Origin of the sequence: Streptomyces endophyticus, assembly GCF_035798155.1 — a bacterium.
In the GTDB taxonomy this organism is placed as follows: domain Bacteria; phylum Actinomycetota; class Actinomycetes; order Streptomycetales; family Streptomycetaceae; genus Streptomyces; species Streptomyces endophyticus.
Genome location: NZ_JAOZYC010000113.1, coordinates 1 through 25,409 on the forward strand (window position 1 = coordinate 1; position 25,409 = coordinate 25,409).

General features: G+C 71.6%; 18 protein-coding genes. 5 read left to right on the forward strand and 13 right to left on the reverse strand.

What is annotated here, in order from left to right; genetic code table 11:
- A partial coding sequence (locus OKJ99_RS17170) for a PucR family transcriptional regulator (RefSeq protein ID WP_326017198.1) occupies window positions 1-323 on the forward strand: 323 nt, incomplete at its 5' end.
- Here OKJ99_RS17170 and OKJ99_RS17175 read toward each other — a convergent pair.
- Entirely contained in the window at window positions 312-902 is a 591-nt protein-coding gene (locus tag OKJ99_RS17175) for a TetR/AcrR family transcriptional regulator (RefSeq protein WP_326017200.1), read from the reverse strand. The two genes, OKJ99_RS17170 and OKJ99_RS17175, sit on opposite strands and share 12 nt — an antisense overlap.
- Before the next feature lie 96 nt (window positions 903-998).
- Between OKJ99_RS17175 and OKJ99_RS17180 the strand changes: the two genes are divergently transcribed.
- Both OKJ99_RS17180 and OKJ99_RS17185 read left to right on the forward strand, forming a co-directional pair.
- Window positions 999-2,573 carry an MFS transporter gene (locus OKJ99_RS17180; protein ID WP_326017201.1) on the forward strand — a complete coding sequence of 525 codons (1,575 nt, stop codon included), beginning with the start codon at window positions 999-1,001 and terminating at the stop codon, window positions 2,571-2,573.
- A gap of 82 nt (window positions 2,574-2,655) precedes the next feature.
- Window positions 2,656-5,622 (forward strand): helix-turn-helix transcriptional regulator, encoded by a 2,967-nt coding sequence (locus OKJ99_RS17185; protein WP_326017203.1) that lies wholly within the window; start codon window positions 2,656-2,658, stop codon window positions 5,620-5,622.
- A gap of 83 nt (window positions 5,623-5,705) precedes the next feature.
- On the opposite strand, the gene serA is transcribed toward OKJ99_RS17185, so the two are convergent.
- The 6 genes from serA to OKJ99_RS17215 all read right to left on the reverse strand — a co-directional run bounded on the left by serA (window position 5,706) and on the right by OKJ99_RS17215 (window position 15,613).
- Window positions 5,706-7,307 (reverse strand): phosphoglycerate dehydrogenase, encoded by a 1,602-nt coding sequence (gene serA, locus OKJ99_RS17190; protein WP_326017205.1) that lies wholly within the window; start codon window positions 7,305-7,307, stop codon window positions 5,706-5,708.
- Between the two features lie 227 nt (window positions 7,308-7,534).
- Window positions 7,535-8,536, reverse strand: coding sequence for a ketol-acid reductoisomerase (gene ilvC, locus OKJ99_RS17195; RefSeq protein WP_326017207.1), 1,002 nt, complete (start codon window positions 8,534-8,536; stop codon window positions 7,535-7,537).
- A 107-nt stretch (window positions 8,537-8,643) separates the two neighbouring features.
- The gene (gene ilvN / locus OKJ99_RS17200) at window positions 8,644-9,168 is read right to left on the reverse strand and encodes an acetolactate synthase small subunit (RefSeq protein WP_266714397.1); all 525 of its coding nucleotides are present in this window, start codon (window positions 9,166-9,168) and stop codon (window positions 8,644-8,646) included.
- Between the two features lie 31 nt (window positions 9,169-9,199).
- Complete coding sequence (locus OKJ99_RS17205) at window positions 9,200-11,056, reverse strand: acetolactate synthase large subunit (protein ID WP_326017209.1); 1,857 nt, start codon at window positions 11,054-11,056, stop codon at window positions 9,200-9,202.
- Window positions 11,057-11,315: 259 nt separating this feature from the next.
- Complete coding sequence (locus tag OKJ99_RS17210; RefSeq protein ID WP_326017211.1) at window positions 11,316-14,171, reverse strand: putative bifunctional diguanylate cyclase/phosphodiesterase; 2,856 nt, start codon at window positions 14,169-14,171, stop codon at window positions 11,316-11,318.
- Window positions 14,172-14,662: 491 nt separating this feature from the next.
- Window positions 14,663-15,613, reverse strand: a complete 951-nt coding sequence (locus OKJ99_RS17215) for a 2-hydroxyacid dehydrogenase (protein WP_326017212.1) — start codon at window positions 15,611-15,613, stop codon at window positions 14,663-14,665.
- Window positions 15,614-15,854: 241 nt separating this feature from the next.
- Between OKJ99_RS17215 and OKJ99_RS17220 the strand changes: the two genes are divergently transcribed.
- Together OKJ99_RS17220 and OKJ99_RS17225 are read left to right on the forward strand one after the other, a co-directional pair.
- A complete protein-coding gene (locus OKJ99_RS17220) occupies window positions 15,855-16,907 on the forward strand; it encodes an aldo/keto reductase (RefSeq protein WP_326017214.1) in 1,053 nt (350 codons plus the stop codon).
- A 108-nt stretch (window positions 16,908-17,015) separates the two neighbouring features.
- Entirely contained in the window at window positions 17,016-18,185 is a 1,170-nt protein-coding gene (locus tag OKJ99_RS17225; RefSeq protein ID WP_326017216.1) for a PQQ-dependent sugar dehydrogenase, read from the forward strand.
- On the opposite strand, the gene OKJ99_RS17230 is transcribed toward OKJ99_RS17225, so the two are convergent.
- The 6 genes from OKJ99_RS17230 to OKJ99_RS17255 form a co-directional block, all read right to left on the reverse strand.
- Window positions 18,178-18,411 carry a DUF6191 domain-containing protein gene (locus OKJ99_RS17230; RefSeq protein ID WP_326017218.1) on the reverse strand — a complete coding sequence of 78 codons (234 nt, stop codon included), beginning with the start codon at window positions 18,409-18,411 and terminating at the stop codon, window positions 18,178-18,180. The two genes, OKJ99_RS17225 and OKJ99_RS17230, sit on opposite strands and share 8 nt — an antisense overlap.
- Window positions 18,412-18,456: 45 nt before the next feature.
- Window positions 18,457-21,525 (reverse strand): helix-turn-helix transcriptional regulator, encoded by a 3,069-nt coding sequence (locus tag OKJ99_RS17235; RefSeq protein WP_326017220.1) that lies wholly within the window; start codon window positions 21,523-21,525, stop codon window positions 18,457-18,459.
- A gap of 59 nt (window positions 21,526-21,584) precedes the next feature.
- Window positions 21,585-21,785, reverse strand: a complete 201-nt coding sequence (locus OKJ99_RS17240; protein ID WP_326017222.1) for a hypothetical protein — start codon at window positions 21,783-21,785, stop codon at window positions 21,585-21,587.
- A 178-nt stretch (window positions 21,786-21,963) separates the two neighbouring features.
- Window positions 21,964-22,572, reverse strand: coding sequence for a hypothetical protein (locus tag OKJ99_RS17245; protein ID WP_326017224.1), 609 nt, complete (start codon window positions 22,570-22,572; stop codon window positions 21,964-21,966).
- A 35-nt stretch (window positions 22,573-22,607) separates the two neighbouring features.
- A complete protein-coding gene (locus OKJ99_RS17250; RefSeq protein ID WP_326017226.1) occupies window positions 22,608-23,177 on the reverse strand; it encodes a GNAT family N-acetyltransferase in 570 nt (189 codons plus the stop codon).
- On the reverse strand, window positions 23,155-25,401 hold the full coding sequence (locus OKJ99_RS17255) for an MMPL family transporter (protein ID WP_326017228.1): 2,247 nt from the start codon (window positions 25,399-25,401) through the stop codon (window positions 23,155-23,157). Before OKJ99_RS17255 ends, OKJ99_RS17250 begins: the two co-directional genes overlap by 23 nt.
- Window positions 25,402-25,409: the final 8 nt, after the last annotated feature.

Below are 25,409 nucleotides of genomic sequence, written 5' to 3' on the forward strand. Positions count from 1 at the left end.
CGCTGGCCGACCCGCGGCTCGGCCCCGACGCGCAGTGGTCGTCGATCGGCCCGTACCGGCTGCTGACCGCGCTCCCCGCGGAGGCCGCGCACGACCCCGCGGTCGCGCCCCTGCTCTCCCCCGCCCACCGTCAACTGGCGCGCACCGCCGAGATGTTCCTCGACTGCGCGGGCCAGGCGGGCCGCACGGCCGCGGCCCTCGGCATCCACCGCCAGACGCTGTACTACCGGCTGTCGCGGGTGGAACAGCTCACCGGGCTCGACCTGGACGAGGGCGAGGACCGGCTGCTCCTCCACATGGGGCTGAAGGCGTCACGGCTGTGAGACTTCCGTGGACTGTGCGGCCGTGATCAACCGACGCATTCCCTCGGTGAGTTCCTCGGCGCTCGGCGCGCTCTCCGGGTCGAGCATGTACTCCGCGATGAGCCCGGTCATCAGCGTCATGTAGAGCTTGCCGAGGGTGCCGACGCTGGGGTGGTCGACCGGCGGTTCCTCGCCACCCATGAACGCGGGGATGACCCCACGGCCGCCCTCGCCCTGGGCCTTCGCCACGATCTCCCGCACGGCGGGCAACTTGTCGCCCATCACCACGAGTTCCATGCCCAGATGCCACATGGTGCCGGGCCTGCCCAGGCTCTCGATGACATTGCCCCACACCTCCTGGAAGCGCTCCAGGGAGCCGGCCGGAGCCGTCAGATCACCCCGGTCGAAGGCGTCGCCGGACTCCTCGGCCAGTACGAGGTAGGCCTGCGCCAGCAGCGCGTCCTTCGACCCGTAGTGGTAGCCGATCGACGCCAGGTTCGCCCCCGACTCCTTGACGATGTCGCGCGCCGTCGTACGCACGAACCCCTTCTCCAGCAGGCAGCGCTTGGCGCCTTCGAGCAGATCCTCACGATGTCCCATGGCCCCACTCTAACCGGAATTCAGACGCACGTCTTAAACGCATGTCCTACACACTCGTACTAGACAAGCGTTTAAGACGCTCGTACAGTTCCTGCCATGACGAACCCGACGAGCACCACCCCACCCGCCGACTCCCTCGCGGGGCGCCGCGAGTGGACCGCCCTCGGCGTGCTGATGCTTCCGCTGCTCCTGGTCTCGATGGACGTCTCCGTCCTCTACTTCGCGATCCCCCAGATCAGCGCCGACCTGGAGCCGAGCGGCACCCAGCAACTGTGGATCTTCGACATCTACGCGTTCGTGCTCGCCGGCCTGCTGATGACGATGGGCTCGCTCGGCGACCGCATCGGGCGCCGCAAGCTGCTCCTGATCGGCGCCGCCGCCTTCGGCACCGCCTCGCTCCTGGCCGCGTACGCGAACAGCGCCGAGACGCTCATCGCCGCCCGCGCGCTCCTCGGGGTCGGCGGCGCGACGCTCATGCCGTCCACCATGGGAATCGTCCGCACGATGTTCACCGACCCCGGCCAGCGCGCGAAGGCCATCGGCATGTGGTCCGGCGTCATGACCGGCGGCATCGCCCTCGGTTCGGTGATGAGCGGAGTCCTCGTCGAGCACTTCTGGTGGGGCTCGGTCTTCCTCGTCAACCTGCCCGCGATGGTGCTGCTCCTGGCCCTCGGCCCGGTCCTGCTGCCGGAGTCCAGGAACCCGGAGCCCGGCCGCTTCGACCTGCTCAGCGTGCCGCTGTCGATGGCCGCCGTACTGCCCGTCATCTACGGCATCAAGGAGATCCCGTCCGAGGGCTGGAACGTGCGGTACGTCGTCTCGATCACCGTGGGGCTGCTGTTCGCCGCCCTGTTCGTGCACCGCCAGCGCACCGCGAAGTCGCCGCTGGTCTCCCCCGCCCTGTTCCGCGGCCGGGGATTCGCCCCCGGAGTCGTCCTGAACCTCGTCTCCTCCTTCGGCATGATGGGCTCGGCGTACTTCACCACGCAGTACCTCCAGTCCGTGCTCGGCAAGAGCTCCATGGCGGCCGCCCTCTGGTCGCTGCTGCCCACCGTCCTGGTCGGTGTGGCGGCTCCCGTCTCGGCGCGGCTCGTCGCGAAGGGTGTGCACCGCGCCCATGTCGTCGCCGGCGGTTTCACCGTCGCCGCCTGCGGATACGCGCTGCTCGCCCTGGCCGGCACCGACTCGCTCTGGCTGGTCCTGGCCGGCGCGGGTGTCCTCGCCTCCGGAATCGTGACCGTGATGTCCCAGATGATGGACCTGGCGCTGGGCGCCGTCCCGGTCGCCAACTCGGGCTCCGCCGCGTCCCTGTTGGAGACGGGAGCCGAGTTCGGCGGCGCCCTCGGCATGGCCGTCCTGGGCTCCATCGGTACGGCCGTCTACCGCCACGGCGTCCCCGCCGACGCCCCGGCCGCGGCCCACGAAACGCTGGGCGGCGCCCTCGCGGTCGCCGGGAAGCTGCCGGGCGACGCGGGCCGGGCCCTGACGGCCGCCGCACGGGAGGCCTTCACCGACGGCATGCAGGCGGCGGCGATCGCCGGGGCGGTCCTGCTCCTGGCCGCCGCGGTCCTCTCCGTGGCGACCCTGCGCAAGGTGGTGGTCCGCGAGACCGCGGCGGCCGACGAAGACACGGCCCCCGACGCGGCGCCGGGCGAGAAGGCGACGGTCTGACAGCGCGGGCAGCGCTCCGGCAGCCCTCGCCAGCGCCCTCCGGTCAGGATGGACCGCGCCAGGACCGTGCCAGGATGGGCCCGTGGCTCAGACATTCGATACGCCGTTCATCGGCCGGGCGGACGAACTCGCCCGGCTCACCGGCGTCCTGGAGCGGGCCGCGGCCGGCGACCCCCGCGCCGTCCTGGTGGCGGGGGACGCCGGCGTCGGCAAGACCCGGGCGCTGACGGAGGCCGCGGCGCACGCCGTCGCCACCGGCCTGACCGTCCTGACCGGCCACTGCGTGGACCTCGGCGACGTGGGCCTGCCGTACCTCCCGTTCACGGAGATCCTCGGCGCGGCGGCCGCCGACGACAGGCTCGCCCCGGCCTTCGCCGCGTACCCCGCGGTGGACCGGCTCATCGGCGGGGCCTCGGGGGCAGGCCCCGCGCCCGACCCGGGCAGCCGCCTCCAGCTCTTCGAGGGCGTCGCCGGGCTCCTCGCCGACCTGGCCGACCTGGCCCCGCTGCTCCTGGTCGTCGAGGACCTCCACTGGGCCGACCAGTCCTCCCGCGACCTGCTCCGCTTCCTGCTCAGCCGGGGCGTCCTGCAGCGGCCCGCGCCGGGCGGCCCGCGCCGCCGCCTCGCGGTCTTCGCCTCGTACCGCGCGGACGACCTGCACCGCCGCCACCCCCTGCGGCCGCTGCTCGCCGAGCTGATCAGGCTGCCCGCCGTCGACCGTCTCGACCTGCGCCCGATGGCCGACGCGGACATGGCCCGGCTCGTACGCGCACGACGCACAGGCCCGGTGCCCGACGGCACGGTCCGCCGCATCGTCGACCGCGCCGAGGGAAACGCCTTCTACGCCGAGGAGTTGCTCGCCGCACTGCCCGGCGACGACGAGGGGGCCGACTCCCTCTCCATGCCCAGCGGCCTGGCAGACGTGCTCCTCATCCGGATCGAGCAACTCACCGAGACCGCCCAGCAGGTCCTGCGCACGGCGGCCGTCGCGGGCCGCCGGGTCGGGCACGAGCTGCTGCGGGCCGCCGTACAACTGCCCGAGGAGGAGCTGGAGTCGGCGCTGCGCGAGGCCGTCGGACGCCAGCTCCTCGTGCCGGGCGACGACGCGACGTACTCGTTCCGGCACGCACTCACCCGCGAGGCCGTGTACGCGGACCTGCTGCCCGGTGAACGGGTCCGGCTGCACGGGCGGTTCGCCGCGCTCCTCGCGGGCGAGGGCCGTTCGCCGCAGAGCGCGGCCGAGCGCGCCCATCACTCGCGCGAGAGCCACGACCTGGCCGACGCCCTCGCCGCCTCCCTCGAAGCCGCCGACCACGCCCAGCGCGTCGGCGCGCCCGCCGAGGAGCTGCGGCACCTGGAGGCCGCGCTGGAACTTCTGGCCGTGGTGGACCCGTCCGCACGCCCCGATGCCGGCGACACGACCACCCTCACCCTGCGCGCCTCGGCCGCCGCCGCCCGCGCGGGCGACCCCCATCGCGCGGTCCAGCTCACCCGCTCCGCGCTCGCCCGGGCCGGCTCCGACGCCGACTCCGAACTCGCGGCGCGCGTGCGCTACACCCTCGCGGGCAATCTGATCCGGATCGACCACCTGGAGGCCGCGTTCACGTACAGCAGTGAGGCGCTGGCACTGATCCCGGCCGAGCCGCCCTCGGGCACCTGGGTGTGGGCCGCCGCGACCCATGTCCTGACCGCGCGGCACGTGGGCCGGAACGAGGACGCCGAGCGGGTCGCCCGGCAGGCGCTCGACGTCGCGGAACGGCTCGAACTGGCCGACGCCCAGGCCGACTTGATGATCTCGCTGGTCGTCCTGGAGGCAAACAACCGGCGTACCCAGCAGGGCCGGGACCGCCTGCTCAGCGCCCGTGAGCTGGCCGGCGCCGCCGGGAACCTCGGCGTGGAGATGCGGGCGTTGTACAACCTCGCCGTCGGCTGTTACGAATCCGGCGACCTGGACGGGTGCCTGCCCTGGCTCACGGACGGCCTCGACCTCGCCCGCCGCGCAGGCCTCCTCACCTCGCCGTACGCCCTGGAACTGCGCTACCTGCAGTCCCTGCTGCTCTACACCCTGGGCCGCTGGGACGAGTGCGCGCGTGCGGCGGCCGCCGACACCGAACTGCTGCCGCCCGCGGGCGGGTTCGCGATCGCGCCCGCACTGTACGTGGCCCTGGCCCGCGGCGAGTACGACGCGGCCGTCACCGGGGCGCGGGGGCTGCTCGACCAGCACTTCGACTGGATGGCGGCGCTCGTCGCCGCGATCGTGCTGACCGACGCGGCGGCGCTGCGCGGCGCCGCCGAGGACTGTGTACGGCAGATGCGCGCGTCGGTCGATTCACTCACCGATGTCGCGGGGGGCGCGCGGCCCGACGTCGTGGTGCGGCTCGCCGCGCTGGCCCTGGCGGCCGTCGCGGACGCGGCGGAGGAGGCCCGCCTGTCCGGCGACACGGCGGGCGCGGACCGCTGGGCGGGGACCGCCACCGAGCTGGTGGAGCTGGCCCGCGACACGGCGGCCCACGGTGAGGACGGCACGGAGCAGGGCCCCGAGGGCCTGGCCTGGCTGGCCCGCGCCGAGGCCGAGCGGATCCGCGCCGCGACCGGTCCCGACGTCGCGGCCTGGGAGCGGGCCGTGACGGCGTTCGACTACGGCGATCCGTACGAACTGGCCCGCTGCCAACGGCGGTTGGCCGAGGCCCTGCTCACCGACGACCGCCGCGAGGAGGCCACCGAGCAGGCCTACGCGGCCCGGGACACGGCCGTACGGCTCGGGGCGGAGCCGCTGCGCGCGGCCCTGGACACCCTGATCCGGCGGGGCCGCCTCGCCGCCGGGGACCGCATCGCCGCACTGACCGCCCGGGAGAGCGACGTGCTGCGGCTGCTCGGTCGGGGGCGTACCAACCGCCAGATCGGCGAGGAGCTGTTCATCAGCGGCAAGACCGCGAGCGTCCACGTCTCGAACATCCTGGCCAAGCTGGGCGCCGCGAGCCGCACCGAGGCCGTGGGCATCGCCTACCGCGAGGGCCTGATCGAACCGGAGACGAGCGCTTCCGGCTAAAGACACGAGCTGAACGCACGAGGACCGGGTCACCCGTGGATGACCCGGCCCTCGGTTCAGCTCTGGCAGTGCGCCGTCAGGACTCAGACGAGGTTGACGGACCGCGACAAGGTCGCGCCGATCTCGGCGGCCAGCTCGTTGAGAACCGACTGCGGCACCGTGTCGTCCACGGTCAGGACCGCGAGGGCCTCGCCGCCGACGTCGGCGCGCGAGACCTGCATGCCGCCGATGTTGATGCCCGCCTCGCCGAGGACACGGCCCACCGTGCCGACGACGCCCGGACGGTCCTCGTAGCGCAGGACGACCATGTGCTCGGCGAGCGCCAGGTCCACGTCGTACTCGCCGACCGCGACGATCTTCTGCAGGTGCTTCGGGCCCGCGAGCGTGCCGGAGACCGAGACCTCCTGGCCGCTGCCGAGGGTGCCGCGCACCGTGACGACGTTGCGGTGCTCGGGCGACTCGGACGAGGTCGTCAGACGGACCTCGACGCCGCGCTCCTGCGCGAACAGCGGGGCGTTGACGTACGACACCGTCTCGTCGACGACGTCCTCGAACACGCCCTTGAGCGCGGAGAGTTCGAGCACCTTCACGTCGTGCTGGGTGATCTCGCCGTACACCTCGACGTCGAGGCGGGCCGCGACCTCGCCCGCGAGCGCCGTGAAGATCCGGCCGAGACGCTCGGCGAGCGGCAGGCCCGGCTTGACGTCCTCGGCGATGACGCCGCCCTGGACGTTCACCGCGTCCGGCACGAGCTCGCCGGAGAGCGCGAGGCGCACCGACTTGGCGACGGCGACGCCCGCCTTCTCCTGCGCCTCGTCCGTGGAGGCGCCGAGGTGCGGGGTACAGACGACCTGGTCGAACTGGAACAGCGGGGAGTCCGTGCAGGGCTCCTTCGCGTACACGTCGAGGCCGGCGCCCGCGACGCGGCCCTCCTTGATCGCCGAGTACAGCGCCTCTTCGTCGACGATCCCGCCGCGCGCGGCGTTGACGATGCGCACGTTCGGCTTGACCTTGTGCAGCGCCTCGTCGCCGATGAGACCGAGGGTCTCGGGGGTCTTGGGGAGGTGGACGGTGATGAAGTCCGAGACCTCGAGCAGCTCGTCGAGGGTGAGGACCTTCACGCCCATCTGCGCGGCGCGCGCGGGCTGCACGTACGGGTCGTACGCGACGACCTTCATGCCGAAGGCGGACATGCGCTGCGCGACGAGGGCACCGATGCGGCCCAGGCCCACGACACCCAGCGTCTTCTCCGCGAGCTCGACGCCCGTGTACTTGCTGCGCTTCCACTCGCCGGCCTTGAGGGCCTGCGAGCCCTGCGGGATGTTGCGCGCGGTGGCGATGAGCAGACCGCAGGCGAGCTCAGCGGCGGTGACGATGTTGGAGGTCGGCGCGTTGACGACCATCACGCCTGCCTTGGTGGCGGCGGACACGTCGACGTTGTCGAGGCCGACGCCGGCTCGTGCGACGACCTTCAGCTTCTTCGCGGCGGCGATCGCCTCGGCGTCGACCTTGGTGGCCGAGCGGATCAGGATCGCGTCGACGTCGGCGATGGCGGGCAGCAGAGCAGCCCGGTCCGCGCCGTTGCACTGGCGGATCTCGAAGTCCGGGCCCAAGGCGTCGACCGTCGCAGGCGACAGCTCTTCGGCGATGAGTACGACGGGTTTGCCGTTGGCAGCAGTGCTCACGTGAGTCCTCACAGGTCCATTGCGGACGGCCGTCCCGACGGCCGCAGGCGGTGGAGGGTGCTTGCCGCGATTAAGACGCACGACGCTGTGGGCCCAACGCGAATGTAGTCAGCAGTGTAGTGGCGCTGAGGAGGGCTTCTTACGCCTCCTCGGAAGGATCACCCGTCCGAGGCTGGACGGAATGGACAACGGGCCGCGGCATCGGCCGCGGCCCGTTGTCGTGAGGCCTAGGCCTCTTCGTCGTTCACCCAGCTCATGAGCTTGCGCAGCTCCTTGCCGGTGGTCGCCAGGAGGCTGTTCTCGTCCTGGGTCTTGTACTCGTTGTACTTCTTCAGACCGCCGTGGTACTCGTCCATCCACTGCTGGGCGAACGTGCCGTCCTGGATCTCGGCGAGGACCTTCTTCATCTCGGCCTTGGTGGCGTCCGTGATGATCCGCGGGCCGGTGACGTAGTCGCCCCACTCGGCGGTCTCGGAGACCGACCAGCGCATCTTCTCCAGGCCGCCCTCGTACATGAGGTCGACGATGAGCTTCAGCTCGTGCAGGCACTCGAAGTACGCGATCTCCGGCTGGTAACCGGCCTCGGTCAGCGTCTCGAAGCCGGCCTTGACCAGCGCGGCCGTGCCACCACAGAGGACGGCCTGCTCACCGAACAGGTCGGTCTCGGTCTCCTCGGTGAAGGTCGTCTTGATGACGCCGGCGCGCGTGCCGCCGATGCCCTTCGCGTAGGAGAGGGCCAGCTCGAAGCCCTTGCCGGTGGCGTCCTGCTCGACGGCCGCGATGCACGGAACGCCGCGACCCTCCTCGTACTGACGGCGCACGAGGTGGCCCGGGCCCTTCGGGGCGACCATGCAGACGTCCACGCCGGCCGGGGGCTTGATGAAGCCGTAGCGGATGTTCAGGCCGTGGCCGAAGAACAGCGCGTCGCCGTCCTTCAGGTTCGGGGCGATGGTCTCCTCGTAGACCTGGCCCTGGATCGGGTCCGGGACGAGGATCATGATGACGTCGGCCTCGGCCGCGGCCTCGGACGGCGTGACCACGCGCAGGCCCTGCTCCTCGGCCTTGGCCTTGGACTTGGAGCCCTCGTGCAGACCGACGCGCACGTCGACGCCCGAGTCGCGCAGCGAGAGCGCGTGGGCGTGGCCCTGGGAGCCGTAGCCGATCACCGCGACCTTGCGGTTCTGGATGATGGACAGGTCGGCATCGTCGTCGTAGAACAGCTCGGCCACTGGGGTTCTCCTTGGTGTGCTGGTGTTACGTCCCACCGTACGGCGGGGTGCGGAAGGGAAGTTTTCAGGTCTCGCCATGCGAGAGGGCGCGCGGTGGTGCCGCGCGGTTACGCGGTGCGGTCGAGCGCCCGCAGGCTCCGGTCGGTGATGGAGCGCGAGCCGCGGCCGACCGCGATGGTGCCGGACTGGACGAGCTCCTTGATGCCGAAGGGTTCCAGCATCTTGAGCATCGCCTCCAGCTTGTCGCTGGAGCCGGTGGCCTCGATGGTGACGGCCTCCGGGGAGACGTCCACGGTCTTGGCGCGGAACAGCTGGACGATCTCGACGATCTGCGAGCGCGTCTCGTTGTCGGCGCGGACCTTGGCGAGCACCAGCTCGCGGGCCACGGCCGCGTCGGGCTCCAGCTCGACGATCTTCAGGACGTTGACCAGCTTGTTGAGCTGCTTCGTGACCTGTTCGAGCGGGAGCGATTCGACATTCACGACAATGGTGATGCGCGAGATGTCGGGGTGCTCGGTGACGCCGACGGCGAGCGAGTCGATGTTGAAGCCGCGGCGCGAGAAGAGGGCGGTGATCCGGGCCAGGACACCGGGCTTGTTCTCGACCAGGACGGAGAGCGTGTGCTTGGACATATCTCTTGGTCTCTCTCTACGTCTCGGCGTCTCAGTCGTCTTCGCTGTCGCCGAAGTCGGGACGGACGTCCCGAGCGGCCATGATCTCGTCGTTGGAGGTGCCGGCGGCGACCATCGGCCACACCATGGCGTCCTCGTGGACGATGAAGTCGACCACGACCGGGCGGTCGTTGATCGAGTTCGCCTCCTCGATGCACTTGTCGAGGTCCTCGGGGCGCTCACAGCGGATGGCGTAGCAGCCCATGGCCTCGCTCAGCTTCACGAAGTCCGGGATACGGGTGCCCTTGTTGGGCGGGGTCTCGCCGTCCGGGCCCGCGTGCAGCACGGTGTTCGAGTAGCGCTGGTTGTAGAACAGCGTCTGCCACTGGCGGACCATCCCGAGGGCGCCGTTGTTGATGATGGCGACCTTGATCGGGATGTTGTTCAGGGCGCAGGTGGTCAGCTCCTGATTGGTCATCTGGAAGCAGCCGTCGCCGTCGATCGCCCAGACCGGCCTGTCCGGCGCGCCGGCCTTGGCGCCCATCGCGGCGGGCACCGCGTAGCCCATGGTTCCGGCGCCGCCCGAGTTCAGCCAGGTGGCGGGCTTCTCGTACTGGATGTAGTGCGCGGCCCACATCTGGTGCTGGCCGACGCCCGCCGCGAAGATCGTGTCCTCGGGGGCGAGTTGGCCGATGCGCTCGATGACCTGCTGCGGGGAGAGCGAGCCGTCCGCGGGCTGGTCGTAGCCCAGCGGGTACGTCTCGCGCCAGCGGTTGAGGTCGTTCCACCAGGCGCTGTAGTCGCCCGTGTGACCGTCGCTGTGCTCCTTCTGGACCGTCTGGATCAGGTCGGCGATGACCTCGCGGGCGTCCCCGACGATCGGCACGTCGGCGACGCGGTTCTTGCCGATCTCCGCCGGGTCGATATCGGCGTGCACGATCTTCGCGTACGGGGCGAAGCTGTCCAGGTTGCCGGTGACGCGGTCGTCGAAGCGGGTTCCGAGGGCGACGATCAGGTCGGCCTTCTGCAGCGCGGTGACGGCGGTGACCGCACCGTGCATGCCCGGCATTCCCACGTGCAGCGGGTGGCTGTCGGGGAATGCGCCGAGCGCCATCAGGGTGGTGGTGACGGGCGCTCCGGTGAGCTCGGCGAGCATCTTGAGCTCGGCGGTGGCCTGCGCCTTGAGGACGCCGCCACCGACGTAGAGGACGGGCCGCTTCGCATTTGTGATCAGCTTCGCGGCCTCGCGGATCTGCTTGGCGTGCGGCTTCATCACCGGGCGGTAGCCGGGCAGGTCCTGCTGCGGCGGCCAGGTGAACGTCGTCTGCGCCTGCAGGATGTCCTTCGGGATGTCCACGAGGACCGGGCCGGGGCGGCCGGTGGCCGCGATGTGGAACGCCTCGGCGATCGCCTTCGGGATGTCCTCGGCCTTCGTGACCAGGAAGCTGTGCTTGGTGATCGGCATGGTGATGCCGACGATGTCCGCCTCCTGGAAGGCGTCCGTACCGATCGCCTTGGAGACGACCTGGCCGGTGATCGCGACGAGCGGCACCGAGTCCATCATCGCGTCGGCGATCGGCGTCACCAGGTTGGTCGCACCCGGACCCGAAGTCGCCATGCAGACACCGACCTTGCCGGTGGCCTGCGCGTAACCGGTGGCCGCGTGGCCTGCGCCCTGCTCGTGACGGACGAGCACGTGACGCACCCGGCTCGAGTCCATCATCGGGTCGTACGCGGGAAGGATCGTGCCGCCGGGGATACCGAATACGGTGTCGACCCCGACCTCCTCAAGCGAGCGAATGAGGGACTTCGCACCCGTGACGTGCTCGACGGGGGCGGACTGCTGTCCTCCGGAACGGGGCCGCGGCTGCGGCTGGCTGGCCCCGGTGGCCTGCTCGGTCATCGGCATTCTCTTCTCGATGCTGAGGGTTTTTGCGAGGGTTATGCAGGGTCTTACGTGTGTGTCGGGCGGTTGGCGGCGGATCTGAACCGGCACCAGTGCAACAAAAAACCCCCCGTGCCGTGAGGCAAGCGAGGGGAGCGCGCCGGGTGCGGTCGCTGGGTTTCCGGTGTTCGAACCAGTGGTCCCAGCGTCAGCCGACGCGCTTTCCAAGTACGAGAATTCGGGTGCGCATGGCACTGACCCTCCCCCCGGCGCCCAGGGCGTGTCAAGTGGGTGGGACGGCCGTCTCATTATGTGAGCGCAGGGTGGTGAAGCCCGCGAACACCGGCTCGGCGGAGCTCCCGGGGACCGGATACTCCCCCGAGGTGAGCGCGCGACGCAGCCGGTACTCGTCGAGCGGCCCGGAGAACGCCATGCCCTGCCCGTGCGTGCACCCCATCGCACGCAGCGCGGCGACCTGCTCGGGCAGGTCCACACCGTCCGCCACGGAGTTGAGTCCGAGGTCGCCCGCGATCCGCAGCAGCCCGCTGGTGATCTTGTGCAGCCGCGCGGACTCCACGACGCCCTCGATCAGCGAGCGGTCCAGCTTCAGTACGTCGACGGGGAGTCGACGCAGCGCCGTAATGGCCGCATAGCCGCTGCCGAATCCGTCCAGCGCGATCCGGACGCCGAGGCGGCGCAGCGCCGTCAGACGCCGCTCCAGCTCGTCCAGCGGGACTCTGGGATCGCTGTCCGCCAGCTCGATCACGAGCGCGCCCGAGGGCAGCCCGTGCCGGGTGAGGAGCGCTTCTATCGAGCCGAGCGGCATGGCCCGGTCAAGGAGTCTGCGGGCGCCGATCCGCACCGCGACCGGCGTCGCATGCCCGCTGTGTCCGCGCTCGGCGGCCTGCTCGACGGCCTCCTCCAGCATCCAGCGGCCGAGCTCCGCGGTGCGCTCGCTGTCGTCGGCCACCCGAAGGAACTCGGCGGGCGTGAACAGGATGCCCTGCGCGCTGCGCCATCTGGCCTGCGCGGCGACCGCCGTGATCCGGCCGTCGTCGAGCGAGACGATCGGCTGGTGGAGCAGCGCGAACTCGCCCTCGTGCAGCGCCGATCGCAGCCGCGTCGCCAGCTCCGCCTTGCGTACGACGTCGGCCTGCATCTGCGGCGCGTACAGCTCGACGCGGCCCTTGCCCGCCGCCTTCGCCCGGTACATCGCCAGGTCGGCATTGCGCAGCAGCTCGCCCGCCCCTATGTCCGGCTCGGCGAAGGCGACACCGATGGAGGCGGCGACCCGCACACCGTCGTGCCCGTCGATCGAGTACGGCTGGGACAGGGTGATTCTGAGCCGGTCGGCCAGCTCGTAGATCTGCTGTTCTCTCGCGGTGTGGTCGCGCCCCCCGTCACCCACGATCAGCGCCGCGAACTCGTCACCGCCCAGCCGGGCCGCGGTGTCCGAGGCGCGTACGGATTCGGCCAGCCTTCTCGCCGCCTGGACCAGCAGCTCGTCGCCCGCCTGATGGCCGATCGTGTCGTTGACCTGCTTGAAGCCGTCGAGGTCGATGAAGAGCACGGCGGTGCCCAGGTCGCCGGCCCGCCGCCCGGCGAGGGCCTGTCCGACCCGCCTGGTGAACAGCGACCTGTTGGGCAGGTCGGTCAGCGGGTCGTGCTCCGCGTTGTGCTGCAACTGGGCCTGAAGACGCACCCGCTCGGTCACGTCCCTGCTGTTGAGGATCAGCCCGCCGTGGTGGCGGTTGACCGTCGACTCCACGTTCAGCCAGGTGCCCGTGCCGGAGCGGAAGCGGCATTCGATGCGCGTAGTGGGCTCCTCGACCTGGCTCGCGGCGAGGAATCTGCGCACCTCGTGCATCACACGCCCGAGGTCCTCGGGATGGATGATCGACGCGAGCTCGGAGCCGACGAGGTCCTCGGCGTCCCGTCCGTAGACACCCGCGGCGGCCGGGCTGACGTATCTCAGCGTCCCGTTCGGCGCGGCGATCATGATGACGTCGCTGGAGCCCTGGACCAGTGAGCGGAAGTGGTTCTCCTTCTGCGCCAGTTCCTGGGTGAGCGTGATGTTGTCGAGCAGCATGATGCCCTGGCGCATGACGAGTGCCAGGACGACGGTGCAGGCCGTGAAGAGCACGACGCGGTCCACCCGATGCCCGTTCAGCACGTTGTAGAGAATGCCCAACGTGCAGACGGCGGCGGCCAGATACGGGGTGAGCGCGGCCAGCGAGCCGGAGATGGGCCGGGTGTAGCTGACCTGGTAGCGGCCGCCGGGCCCGAGCGAGTGGTCCTCCTCGCGCACACCGCGCCGCGCCCCCACCCACGGCGCGTACGCGAGCAGCAGCGAGCCGGCGAACCAGCCGGCGTCCAGGATCTCGCCCGAGCGGTAGCTGGCGTGCAGCAGCGGCGAGGTGAACAGGGCGTCGCACATCACGGTGAGGGCGAGCGCGCCGATCGCGGTGTTCACCGCCGTGCGGTTCCCGGGAGAGCGCCGGAAGTGCAGCGCGAGCACCATGCTGACCAGGGCGATGTCGAGCAGCGGATACGCGAGGGAGAGCGCGGTGCGGGTGACGCTCTGGCCCTCGAACTCGGCGGTGTGCGCGAGGGCGAGGCTCCAGGAGAGGGTGACCAGGGAGCCGGCGATGAGCCAGGCGTCGAGCGCGAGGCAGATCCAGCCGGCCTTGGTGACGGGCCGCCGGGCCAGGACGAGCAGGCCGATGATGGCGGGCGGCGCGAAGCAGAGGAAGAACAGGTCGGCGAGGCTCGGCGTGGGCACCGGCTCGCGCAGGACGACCTCGTACCAACCCCACACCCCGTTGCCGAGGCTGGCCATGAGCGAGGAGAAGGCGAACAGGAGCCAGGCGGGTCGAAAGCGGCTGCGACTGCTGCGCGCGTACACGAAATTCGACACGGCGGCGATCGCCGCCGCGATGCTCAGGCCGAAGTCACCCATGATCAGGGCGAGTCGGTCCGATCCCCAGCCGAGCGCGGACCCCACCGCGAAGCCGGCGCACAGCAGGGCGAGGAACAACTGGGCTCCCGTGCCGCCCCGCTGCGGGGCGCGGGCGGGGGCCTGGCCGCCGGAGTACATCGAGGCGCCCAGTGCCGTCGTCGGCGTGGGGTGCGTGCTCACCGGGCCGCCTCGGTCCGCGGCGCGGCTCCCGTGTCCGCCTTCCCCTGGCCCGCCGGCTGATGCCTTCTGCGGCCGCCGCGCGGACCGGTCCGATGCACATGCGTCCTGCGGCAGCCGGGACTTCGGCCCCGCATCGCCGCGCGGGTCAGCGCACAGGACCGCCGTCGGCGGCCCCGTCGCGTCGGATCGTTCGCCCATAGGCCGTGCATCGCCCGTCGCCCCCCTCGCAGTCCGTCACTCTTCCCCGGCGCCGCGTGCTGGCACGGCGCTGCCCCAGTCGGGACGATACACCAGTCTCGTCACTCAGGGACATAGTTCCTCTACTCTCCGTGACGACCAGGCACGATGCGGGCGGCGGGTGGGCACGGGGTGCATCCGAGCGGGCGCACAGCGTGCCCGACGAACGCCGTGCGGCGACGCGGGAGTTACCCGTGGGGCCGGTGTGGTTCGCGGACTCTGCGGGGTGTGCCGAGTCGCGGGGTGACCAGGTGTCAGTCGCTGCGCCCGTCGATGGTGAGCACGACGTTCTCGAGCGGCTCCCCCGCCGCGAACCGCGTGAGCTGAGCGGCGAGGAGACGCTTGGCCCGCGGCAGGAAGGCGGATGTGGGTCCGCCCACGTGCGGCGAGATGAGCACCCCTGGAGCCTGCCACAACGGGTGCTCCTGGGGCAGCGGTTCGGGGTCGGTGACGTCGAGGGCCGCTGTGATTCGGCCGGTCTCCAGTTCCGCGAGGAGGGCCTTGGTGTCGACGACCGGGCCGCGGCCGACGTTCACGAGCAGCGCGCCGTCCTTGAGGCGCGCGAGGAACTCGGCGTTCACCAGGCCGCGGGTGTCCTCGGTGAGCGGGGTCACCATGATGACGACATCGGCCTCCGGCAGCAGTTCCGGCAGTTCGGTGAGCGGGTGCACGGGCCCGCGCTCCGTTGTACGTGCGGAGCGCGCGACGCGTGCCACCCGCGCGACCTCGAACGGCGTGAGCCGGTCCTCGATGGCACCGCCGATGGCGCCGTACCCCACGATGAGGACGTGCTTGTCGGCGAGCGCAGGCCGAAATCCGCCGCGCCACTCGCCGCGGTCCTGCCCACGGACGAAGTCGGGGATGCCGCGCAGGGAGGCGAGGATCAGGGTGAGCGCGAGCTCGGCGGTGCTGGCGTCGTGCACGCCCCGCGCATTGCACAACTGGACGCCGGGGCGCAGGTACTTCAGCCCGCCCTGTACGTGGTCGACCCCCGCGGAGAGCGTCTGCACAGCACGTAGGGACGTCATCTCGGGCATCGGGCGGACGCCGAGGCCCGGCGGCTTCATGTAGGGGACGACGTAGTACGCGCAGTCGGCGGGGTCCGCCGGGAAGTCGGGTTCGCCGTTCCAGAAGCGGTAGTTGAGCCCTTGCGGGAGGTCCGGAATCTCATCGGCGCGGAAGGGCAGCCACACATCACCAGTCATGGCCAGGAGGCTATGTCAACCGAGTGAAGGTACAGAGGTTAGGTTGGGGACCTCGGCAGGAGGGGCCGGAGGGCCAGGGCCTTTCCGGCGGATCAGGTCGCATACGGGCGGCCGTAATGGATCGGTGCAGGTGAGCGAGGGCTGGTGCGTGCAGCTGCAAGGCGGAGGATTGAGGCATCGCGGAGCGATGGTGATTGACGACAACGCCGCAGATGTGCGTGCCAGCCCTCGCGACCGCGACATGATCCGCCGGACAGGCCCTGGGGAGGGTCACGGGCACGTGAAGCAAGGTGGTGCGCGCAAGGCGATCGGCGCGACGGGCCTCGACGTGGGTGCCGTCGGAATCGGCTGCATGCCGATGAGCTGGGCGTACACGGGCTCGCGGCAGCGCGGTGAGGAGTCCCTGCGCACCCTGCACACCGCCCTGGACCACGGGTGCAGCCTGGTCGACACCGCGGACATGTACGGGCCCTTCACCAATGAGCTGCTGCTCGGCCGCGTGCTCAAGGAGCGGCGGGCCGACGCCTTCGTGTCGACGAAGGTGGGGCTGCTCGTCGGCGAGCAGCACATCGTCGCCAACGGCAGGCCCGGTTATGTGAAGCGGGCCTGCGACGCGTCGCTGCGGCGCCTGCAGACCGATGTCATCGACCTGTACCAACTGCACCGCGAGGACCCCGAGGTTCCCGTCGAGGAGACATGGGGCGCGATGGCGGAGCTCGTGAGCGCGGGCAAGGTGCGCTCGCTCGGGTTCTGCGCCGTGGGCGCGCGGGGCTCGCGGCGCGGTGGCCGGGCCGCGCGGCATGCCGGAACGATCCGCCAGTTGGAGCGGATCCAGCAGGTCTTCCCGGTCAGCGCGGTCATGGCCGAGCTGTCGGTGTGGTCGCCTGAGGCGCTCGGGGCGCTGCTGCCGTGGTGCGCGGCGCGCGGCGTCGGGTTCCTCTCCGCGATGCCGTTGGGCAGCGGGTTCCTGACCGGCACGCTCACCCCCGGAGGGGGCTTCGAGCCGGACGATCTGCGCGCCCGCCACCCCCGTTTCACCGCCGAGATGATGGCGGCGAACCAGCCGATCGTGGCGGGCCTGCGCCGTGTCGCCGCGCGCCACGGCGAGCACGTGACACCGGCCCAGGTGGCGCTCGCCTGGGTGGCGGCGCAAGGTGCGGGCGTGGTGCCGGTGCCGGGCACCAAGCAGGAGCGCTGGGCGCTGGAGAACGCGGCTTCCACGCAACTGCGGCTCACCGCGGAGGACTTCACGGAGATCGCGGGGCTTCCGGCGGCGCAGGGGTCGTGGGACTGAGCGACCGGGTTCACCGCGAGGGGTTCGGGAACCTGAGCGGCGTGCGAGGTGTTTGGACGGTAGAGCAGTGTGTGAACGGCAGAGCTTCGCGTCGAAGGGATCCTGATCGTGCAACGTTCAGCTGTGCGGCCCGCGTTGGCCCTCACCGCCTGTGCCGCACTCCTGCTCACGGCCGGGTGCTCCTCCGGTGACGACTCCCCCTCGCCGAGCAAGGACTCGACGTCCGCGCCGAGTGAGGGCGGTTCGGGCGGCTCTTCGTCCCCCAAGGGGAACGTGCCTCCGGCGAAGGGCTCGGTGCGCGTCGAGCGGACCGTCACGGACGGCCTGAAGTCACCGTGGGGGCTCGCCGAGCTGCCCGGTGGCGACCTGCTCGTCTCGTCCCGCGACGAGGGGACGATCACGCGTGTCGACACGAAGACCGGAAAGAAGACCGTGCTCGGCGAGGTGCCCGGCGTCGCGCCCGAGGGCGAGGGCGGGCTCCTCGGCCTCGCCCTCTCCCCCACGTACGCCTCCGACCACATGGTCTACGCGTACTTCACGACGGAGTCGGACAACCGCGTCGTGCGGATGATCTACGACGAGAAGAAGCCCTCCGGCGAGCAGTTGGGCGCCCCCGACACCGTGTTCCGTGGCATCCCCAAGGGCACGAACCACAATGGCGGGCGGATCGCGTTCGGTCCGGACAAGCTGCTGTACGTGGGGACCGGCGAGACGTACGACAAGCCGCTGGCGCAGGACAAGAAGTCGACGGGCGGCAAGATCCTCCGGCTGACCGCGGAGGGCGAGCCCGCGCCGGGCAACCCCTTCGGCGACTCCCCCGTGTACTCGTACGGGCACCGCAATGTGCAGGGGCTGGCCTGGGACGAGGACAAGCGGCTCTGGGCCTCGGAGTTCGGGCAGGACACCTGGGACGAGCTGAACCGCATCATGGCGGGTGACAACTACGGCTGGCCCGACGCCGAGGGGAAGAGCGGCGACGAGAAGTACCACGACCCGGTCGCCCAGTGGCACACCTCGGACGCCTCGCCCAGCGGCATCGCGTACGCCAAGGGGTCGATCTGGATGGCCGGGCTGCGCGGCGAGCGGCTCTGGCGGATTCCGCTCGACGGGGCGAAGGCGGCCCATGATCCGCAGTCGTTCCTGGAGGGGAAGTACGGGCGGCTGCGCACCGTGGTCGCGGCGGGCGGCGACAAGCTGTGGCTCGTGACGAGCGAGACGGACACGCGCGGGACGCCGGAGAAGGGCGACGACCGGATCCTGGAGCTGAAGGTCAGCTGACGTCCTCGTCCGGCTCCGGGATCCGCTCCTCCGCGGATTCCGTTTCCGGGGACTCCGCTTCCGGAGGCTGCGGCGGGCGGACGACGACCTTGCCCGACGTGAGGTCTATCGGGCCGCGGCCCGGATCTCCGTCGCTCGTGTCGGTGCGGGTCAGCTCCAGGCGCTTGCGCTCGTCGTTGGTGTGCTTGCGGCCGGGCGAGAACAGCTCCTCGAACATGTTGAACACGGCGCCTCCAGGTGGCGTGGGCCCGGCCGGGCGGGCCCTCCCTCCTCAGCGTACGGGAGCGCTCCCCGCCGGGAAGAGGTGCAGGCGGTGGGCCAGGGCCGCCGCCTCGCCGCGGCCCGCGACGCCCAGCTTCGCGAGGATGTTGGAGACGTGGACGCTGGCGGTCTTCGGCGAGATGAACAGTTCCTCGGCTATCTGACGGTTGCTGCGGCCCGCAGCGACCAGGCGCAGCACGTCCCGCTCGCGGCTCGTGAGGCCGAACTCCTGCGCGGGGTCGGCCGGAGCGCTCTGCCGCGGCACGTCGCGGGTCAGGGGCAGCCGGGCACGCCGACCGAGCAGGGCGACGGATTCGGCGAGCGGGCGCGCGCCCAGGTGCTCGGCGACGGCGCCGGCGAGGCGGAGCAGCTCGGTGGCGCGGTCCCTGTCGTCCTCGGCGCCCCGCGCGACCAGGGATTCCGCGAGGCGGAACCGGACGCGGCCCAGGTCGTGGGGACGGTCGAGGGGTTCGAACGCGGTGGCCGTGGCGGACCAGTCGTCGGCGGTGTCGCGGCCCTCCGCGCGCAGGAGCTCGGCACGCACCCACTGCTCATGGGCCTGCCAGACGGGGACCGCGGTGGCCTGACGCTTGGCCGCGTCCCGGATACGGGCGACCGCGTCGGCGCGACCGGCGTCGGCGGCCGGCAGACCGCGGGCGTCCGCCTCGGCCGCGGCGGCGGTGCGCAGGAGCGGCCACACGTAGCGGTGCATGGAGGGCGGCAGCCCGGCCGTGACCAGCCGGTCGAGCTCGGCGCGGGCGTCCAGGAGGCGGCCCTGGGCGGCGGCGAGCGCGAGGGCGAGGTGGGCGCGGGGCAGCGTGTACTGGGGCTGCGGGTCGTGCGCGCCGTAGTACCCGTTGGCCGCGGCGAGGTGGTCGGCCGCTTCCTGAAGGGCGCCGCGGCCGAGTGCGATCACCGCGAGGTGCGCGCACGCGGTGCCGCGAGGCTTGTCGCTGAGCCCGAAGCGCCGGCTCACCCAGTCGGCCACCTCGACCGCTTCGTCCCAGCGGCCGAGGGAGACGAGGGACTCGGCCAGATTGGAGCGGACCCAGCCCTTGTTGTCGGTGAGGCCGTAGCGGCGGCACAGGACGACGGCCTCTTCGCAGATGCGCGCGGCTTCGGCGGAACGCCCGACGCCCTCCAGGTGGGAGGGCAGGTTGACATTGACATTGATGAGGCGGGTGGTCATGCCATGCGCCAAGGAGCGCTCGCGGACCGCGTACATCTCGGCGAAGCCCTCCTCGATGGCCCCCGCGTCGACGAGGAGTCCGCCGCGGACCAGACGCGCGTGGAGTTCGATCTCCTCGGCGTCGTCGACCATGCGCGCGTACTCGACGGCTCGCTCGGCGGCGGCGAGGGTCTCGGCACCGGGGCTGTGCAGCATGCCCCAGGCCGCCACGTTCGCCAGGACCTCGGCGTGCACGGCGGACGGCGGGAGGCCCCGGACGAGCTCCTGAGCCGTGGCGATCTCGTCCCACCCGTCGCCACGGCCGATATGGGAGACGATCTTGGAGTTCTGGATGTGGAACCACGCGGCCCGCAAGGGGTCCGCCTTCCCGCTCCCCTCGGCCTCCGCCAGGATGCCCAGCGCCCGCTTGCCGGTCTTCAGCGCACGCTCCCGCTCCCCGCACAGACGCGCCGCCACCGCGGCCTCGGACAGCAAGTCGAGGTAGTCGAGCGGGGTCTCGGCGGGGTCGCAGCCGCAGGAGTTGAACGCGATGACGTAGGCGCCCATGCGCAGCGCGGCGCGGATCTCCTGCGGCGCGCCGTCCCACAGCTCCATCGCCCGCTCAAGGAGGCGCAGTTGCTCGGAGTACGCGTGCCGGCGGCGGGCCGCCACGGACGCGTCGAGGACGGCGGGCAGGGCCTTGGCCGCGTCGTGCGCGTGGTACCAGTAGCTGGCGAGTCGCGTCACGCGCGCGTCGGCGGGCACCAGCGTCGGCTCGGCCTCCAGGGCCTCCGCGTAGCGGCGGTTGAGCCGGGAGCGCTCGCCGGGCAGCAGATCGTCACTGACCGCTTCGCGCACCAGGGAGTGGCGGAACCGGTAGCCGTCACCGTCCGGCGAGGCGAGCAGGATGTTGGCGCCGACGGCCGCGCGCAGCGCCTCGATGAGCTCGTCCTCACCGAACCCGGCGACGGCCGCGAGCAGCGGGTACTCGACCGTGGAGCCGCCTTCCGCGCAGATCCGGGCGACGCGCTGGGCGGACTCGGGCAGCGATTCGACGCGGACGAGGAGGACGTCGCGCAGCGAGTCGGTCAGGCCCGTGGCGCAGCCCTCGGCGGCGGACACGGCGAGCTCCTCGACGAAGAACGCGTTGCCGTCGGAGCGCCGGAAGATGTTGTCCACGTCGGCGGGTTCGGGTTCCGCGGCCATGATTCCGGCGATCTGGCGGGCCACCTCGCCGCGGCTGAGGCGGCCGAGGTCGATGCGGGTGACGGTGCGCAGCCGGTCGAGTTCGGCGAGCAGGGGGCGCAGGGGGTGGCGGCGGTGCACGTCGTCCGCGCGGTAGCTGGCGATGACGGCGAGGCGGCCGCTGCGCAGCGTACGGAACAGGTAGGTGAGCAGGTGGCGGGTGGAGGCGTCCGCCCAGTGCAGGTCTTCGAGGATGACGACGACGGTGCGCTCGGCGGCGACGCGTTCCAGGAGCCGGGCGGTGAGTTCGAAGAGGCGGGCCGTGGCGCTCTCGTCCCCGCGCCCGTTGAAACCCCGGCCTTCGTGGTCGCCCAACTCCGGTAGCAGGCGGGCGAGTTCGTCCTCGCGGCCCGCGACGGCCGCGTCCACCACGTCGGGCAGGGTGCGGCGCAGGGCGCGCAGGGCGGTGGAGAACGGCGCGAACGGCAGTCCGTCGGCGCCGATCTCGACGCAGCCGCCGGTGACGACGACCGCGCCCCGCTCGCGGGCGGCCGCGCCGAACTCCTCGACGAGGCGCGTCTTGCCCACGCCGGCCTCGCCGCCGAGCAGCAGTGCCTGCGGCTCGGCGGCCTCGGCCCGCTCAAGGGCCTTGCTCAGTACGCCCAGTTCATCGGCTCGGCCGACGAATACCGGGCTGACGGACCTGGTCTCCACATCGCTGAGCATCGCACACGGCTCTGACAGCGGGGCCGCGGTTTCGGCGCCGCCGACCGCGGCGGGCGCGCTCACGCCGCGCGCGGGGCGCGGCGCCGGCGGATACGGCCGATAGTCACCGGCCTCTCGGCGTCCTGGCTGCTTTCCTGGCGGCCCCGGCGCTCCGCACGGCGGGCCTTGGCCTGCGTACGGGCGAAGCGTGCGAGGCGGAACCGCTCGGCCTGCTCGATGAGTTCGGCGGAGCGGAGCTGGTGCATTTCGTACTCGAACATCTCGTCTCCCTGGTGACGATTTCTGCGGCTCTCGCGGAGCGTTCTCCGCGATGCCTCGACTCTCGTCTCCCAGGGGGGTGCGGCACATCGGGAGAGTGCCGCATGTTTGTGGGCCGCGCCTCCTTAGGCGCGGCCCACGGTGTGCCTTAGGCGGCTCGGCCGCCCTTACGTAAGTGCCTCAGCCGCTGGTGCCGGGCATGCCGAGGATGAGGTCGGTGTACTTGGCGACGGCGAGCAGCAGCCCGATGAGGCCGACGGCGAGGCCCGCCCACGCGGTCGACTTGATCCACAGCGCCTGCGGCTTGCCGGGCGCGCCGAACGCGGGCCTGGCCAGGACGGCGGCGCCGATCACCAGGGCGACGAGCGAGAAGAGCCCGCCGACCAGGGCGGCGGAGTGCCAGGCCTCGCCGTACATCGCGGAGATCTGCTTGGCGATGCCCGCGCTCTGCGCGGTGGTGAGCTGGCCTTCGAGCTGCGCGCGGGCCGAGGCGATGGTGCCGAGCCAGCCGCCGCTGAGCCCGACGACGCCGAGGGCCACGGAGACGATCGCGCCCGCACCCTGGCCGACGCCGGACGGCTTGTCGGCCTCGGCCTCGGCGAGGGCCGAGAGCTCGGCCTCGGCTGCGGCCTCGGCGGCCGCGTCGTCGTCCTGCACGTCCTCGGCGGCCTCCTTGGTCGCCTCGGCCTCCTTGGTCGCCTCGGTCGACTCGGTCGCCTCGGCGGCCTGGGCCTCCGTGCTCTCCTCCCGCGTCTCGGCGTCGCGCTGCGCTTCAGTCTTCGTAGTCATGCTGCGCACCGTACGGACGGAGTCTGAGAGGTTTCTTAACGTTCCCTGTGCTCGTTTCGTGCGCTGCGCCATTCCGGCGCTAGCACGGACCAAACCTCCATGTCATGGCGCTCGCCGCGCCAGGGAAAACTCTCCCGGAGCACTCCCTCTTTTGTGAACCCGAGGCGCCGGGCCACGTTGAGACTCGGGACATTTCCGGACGCGGCAAGCCACTCCACCCGGTGGATTCCGCGTTCCTCGACGGCCCAGTCGATGAGGTGCCGCATCGCGCGCGTGACGAGGCCGCGCCCGGCGCCGGCCGGCTCCAGCCAGCAGCCGACCTCGCAGTTGCCGTTCTCCTCGTCGAAGTTGAGCGCCAGCACGCCTCCGACGAGCAGTCCGTCCAGCCAGATGCCGTGGTACGCGCGCGTGCCGGCGGCCCGCGTGTCCGTGAACTGCTGGAGCAGCTCCCGCGTGGAGGCGAGGTCGGTCGCCGTGGCGCCGAACGGGATGAACCGCCCGATGAACTCCCGGCCCCGGTCGAGGTGGGCCAGGAACTCCTCGGCGTGCCAGGGTTCCAGTGGCCGCAGTTCGGCGCCTGCCTCACCCAGCGGGATCGCGTACATCGGTCTCCTTCGTCAACAACTCGTCCAGCGCGCCGTCAGTGGCCGTGCGCCGCATCGGGATCCTCGCACTCGCGGCCGCGCGGCACTCCGGAGGCTCGATGCTCAGGCGCGGCAGGCGCCGGTCGAGCCACTTGGGCAGCCACCAGTTGGCTCCGCCGAGCATGTGCATCAGGGCGGGCACGAGGAGCGTACGGAGGATGAACGCGTCGACGGCGACGGCCACGGCGAGCGCGATGCCGAACATGGCGATCACCCGGTCCCCGCTGAGCACGAACGCCAGGAACACCGAGATCATGATCACCGCGGCCGAGTTGATCACGCGGCTGGTCTCGGCGAGCCCGACCCGGACGGCCCGCCGGTTGTCGCCGGTCTCCAGCCACTCCTCGTACATCCGGCTCACGAGGAACACCTGGTAGTCCATGGAGAGCCCGAACAGGACCGACACCATGATCACGGGGAGGAAGGGCTCGATCGGCCCGGCCGCCCCGAGCCCGAGCAGCTCGATCCCCCAGCCCCACTGGAAGATCGCCACGACGACCCCGAAGGCGGCGGCCACCGCCGCGACGTTCATCGCGGCGGCCTTGAGCGGGATCCCGATGGACCGGAAGGCCAGCAGGAGCAGCAGGCATCCGAGTCCGACCACGACCCCGACGAACAGGGGCAGCTTGCCGACGATGACCTCCGCGAAGTCGTCGTAGCTCGCGGTGACGCCGCCTACCTGCACGTCCAGGCCCACATCGGGGACCACCTCCGTACGCAGCCGGTCGACGAGCTCGCTGGTCCGCTCGGACTGCGGCGACGAGGTCGGTACGACGGTGACGTGGGCGGCGCTGTCGTCCGCGTTATACGTAACACGTGAGACGGAGGCGACCCCGTCGGTGGCCCGCAGCTCGCTCGTCAGCTCCGCGAGCGCGGCCTTGTCCTTGGCGCCGTCGACCTGGGTGACGAGGGTCAGCGGCCCGTTCACACCGGGCCCGAACCCGTCGGCAAGCAGGTCGTACGCCTGCCGGGTGGTGCTGCTCGCCGGACTGTTGCCCTGGTCGGACGTGCCCAGGTGGAGGAAGAAGGTGGGCAGCGAGAGCACCGCGATCACGGCGACGGCCAGCGCGCCGAGCAGCTTCGGCCTGCGTTCCACGAAGGCGGCCCAGCGGGCGGCGAGCCCTGTGGGCAGTTCGGGTTCGGGTCCGTGTTCGGTGAGCCGCCGCCGCTCACGCCGCGACAGGGCCCGCATACCGATGAAGGACAGCAGCCCCGGCAGCAGCGTCACGGACGCGGCGACGGTGAGCAGCACGGTCACGGAGGCGGCGATGGCGACGCCGTTGAGGAAGCTCAGGCCCAGCATCAGCATGCCGAGCAGGGCGATGCACACGGTGGCCCCGGCGAACACCACGGCCCGCCCGGTGGTGGCGACGGCCCGCTCGGCGGCCTCAGCCACCGGCAGCCCCCGCTTCAGCCCTCTCCTGTGCCGGGTCACGATGAACAGCGCGTAGTCGATCCCGACGCCGAGCCCGACGAGCATGCCGAGCATCGGCGCGAAGTCCGCGACCGTCATGAAGTGCCCGAGCAGCACGATTCCCGCGTACGCGGTGCCGACGCTCACCAGCGCGGTGGCGATGGGCAGCGCGGCCGCGGCGAGCGAGCCGAAGGCGAGGAAGAGCACGACGGCCGCGACGACGACGCCGATGATCTCGGAGGTGTGGGCCGAGGTCGACTCGGTGAGCGCGACGGCACTGCCGCCGAGCTCCACCTGGAGCCCGTCGGGCCCGTCGGCCTCGGCGGCCTGCGCGGTGTCGACGACGGCCTGCGCCTGCCCCTTCGGGATGTCGTCGGCCTGCTTCTCGAAGGTGACCGTGGCGTACGCGGTGTGCCCGTCGGCGCTGATCTGACCCGTGCCACCGGCCTCGTACGGCGATCCGACGGACGCGACGCCCGGGAGCCCGGCGAGCTCGCCCAGGGTGTTGCTCATCGTCTTCTCGACATCGGCGGCGCGCACGGTGGAGCCCTCGATGTGCCAGACGACGGTGTCGCTGTCGCCGCCGAGCCCGGAGAAGTTCTCGTTCAGGAGCTGCGTGGCGTGCCCCGACTCCGTACCGGGCGCCTCGTAGTCGTTCGAGTACGCGGATCCCGCGACGGCCGCGGCGGCGCTCGTGCCCACGAGGGCGGTCAACCACAGAAGTACGACCACGAGCCGGTGACTGACACACCAGCGGGCAAGTGCGGCCACGGACGCGC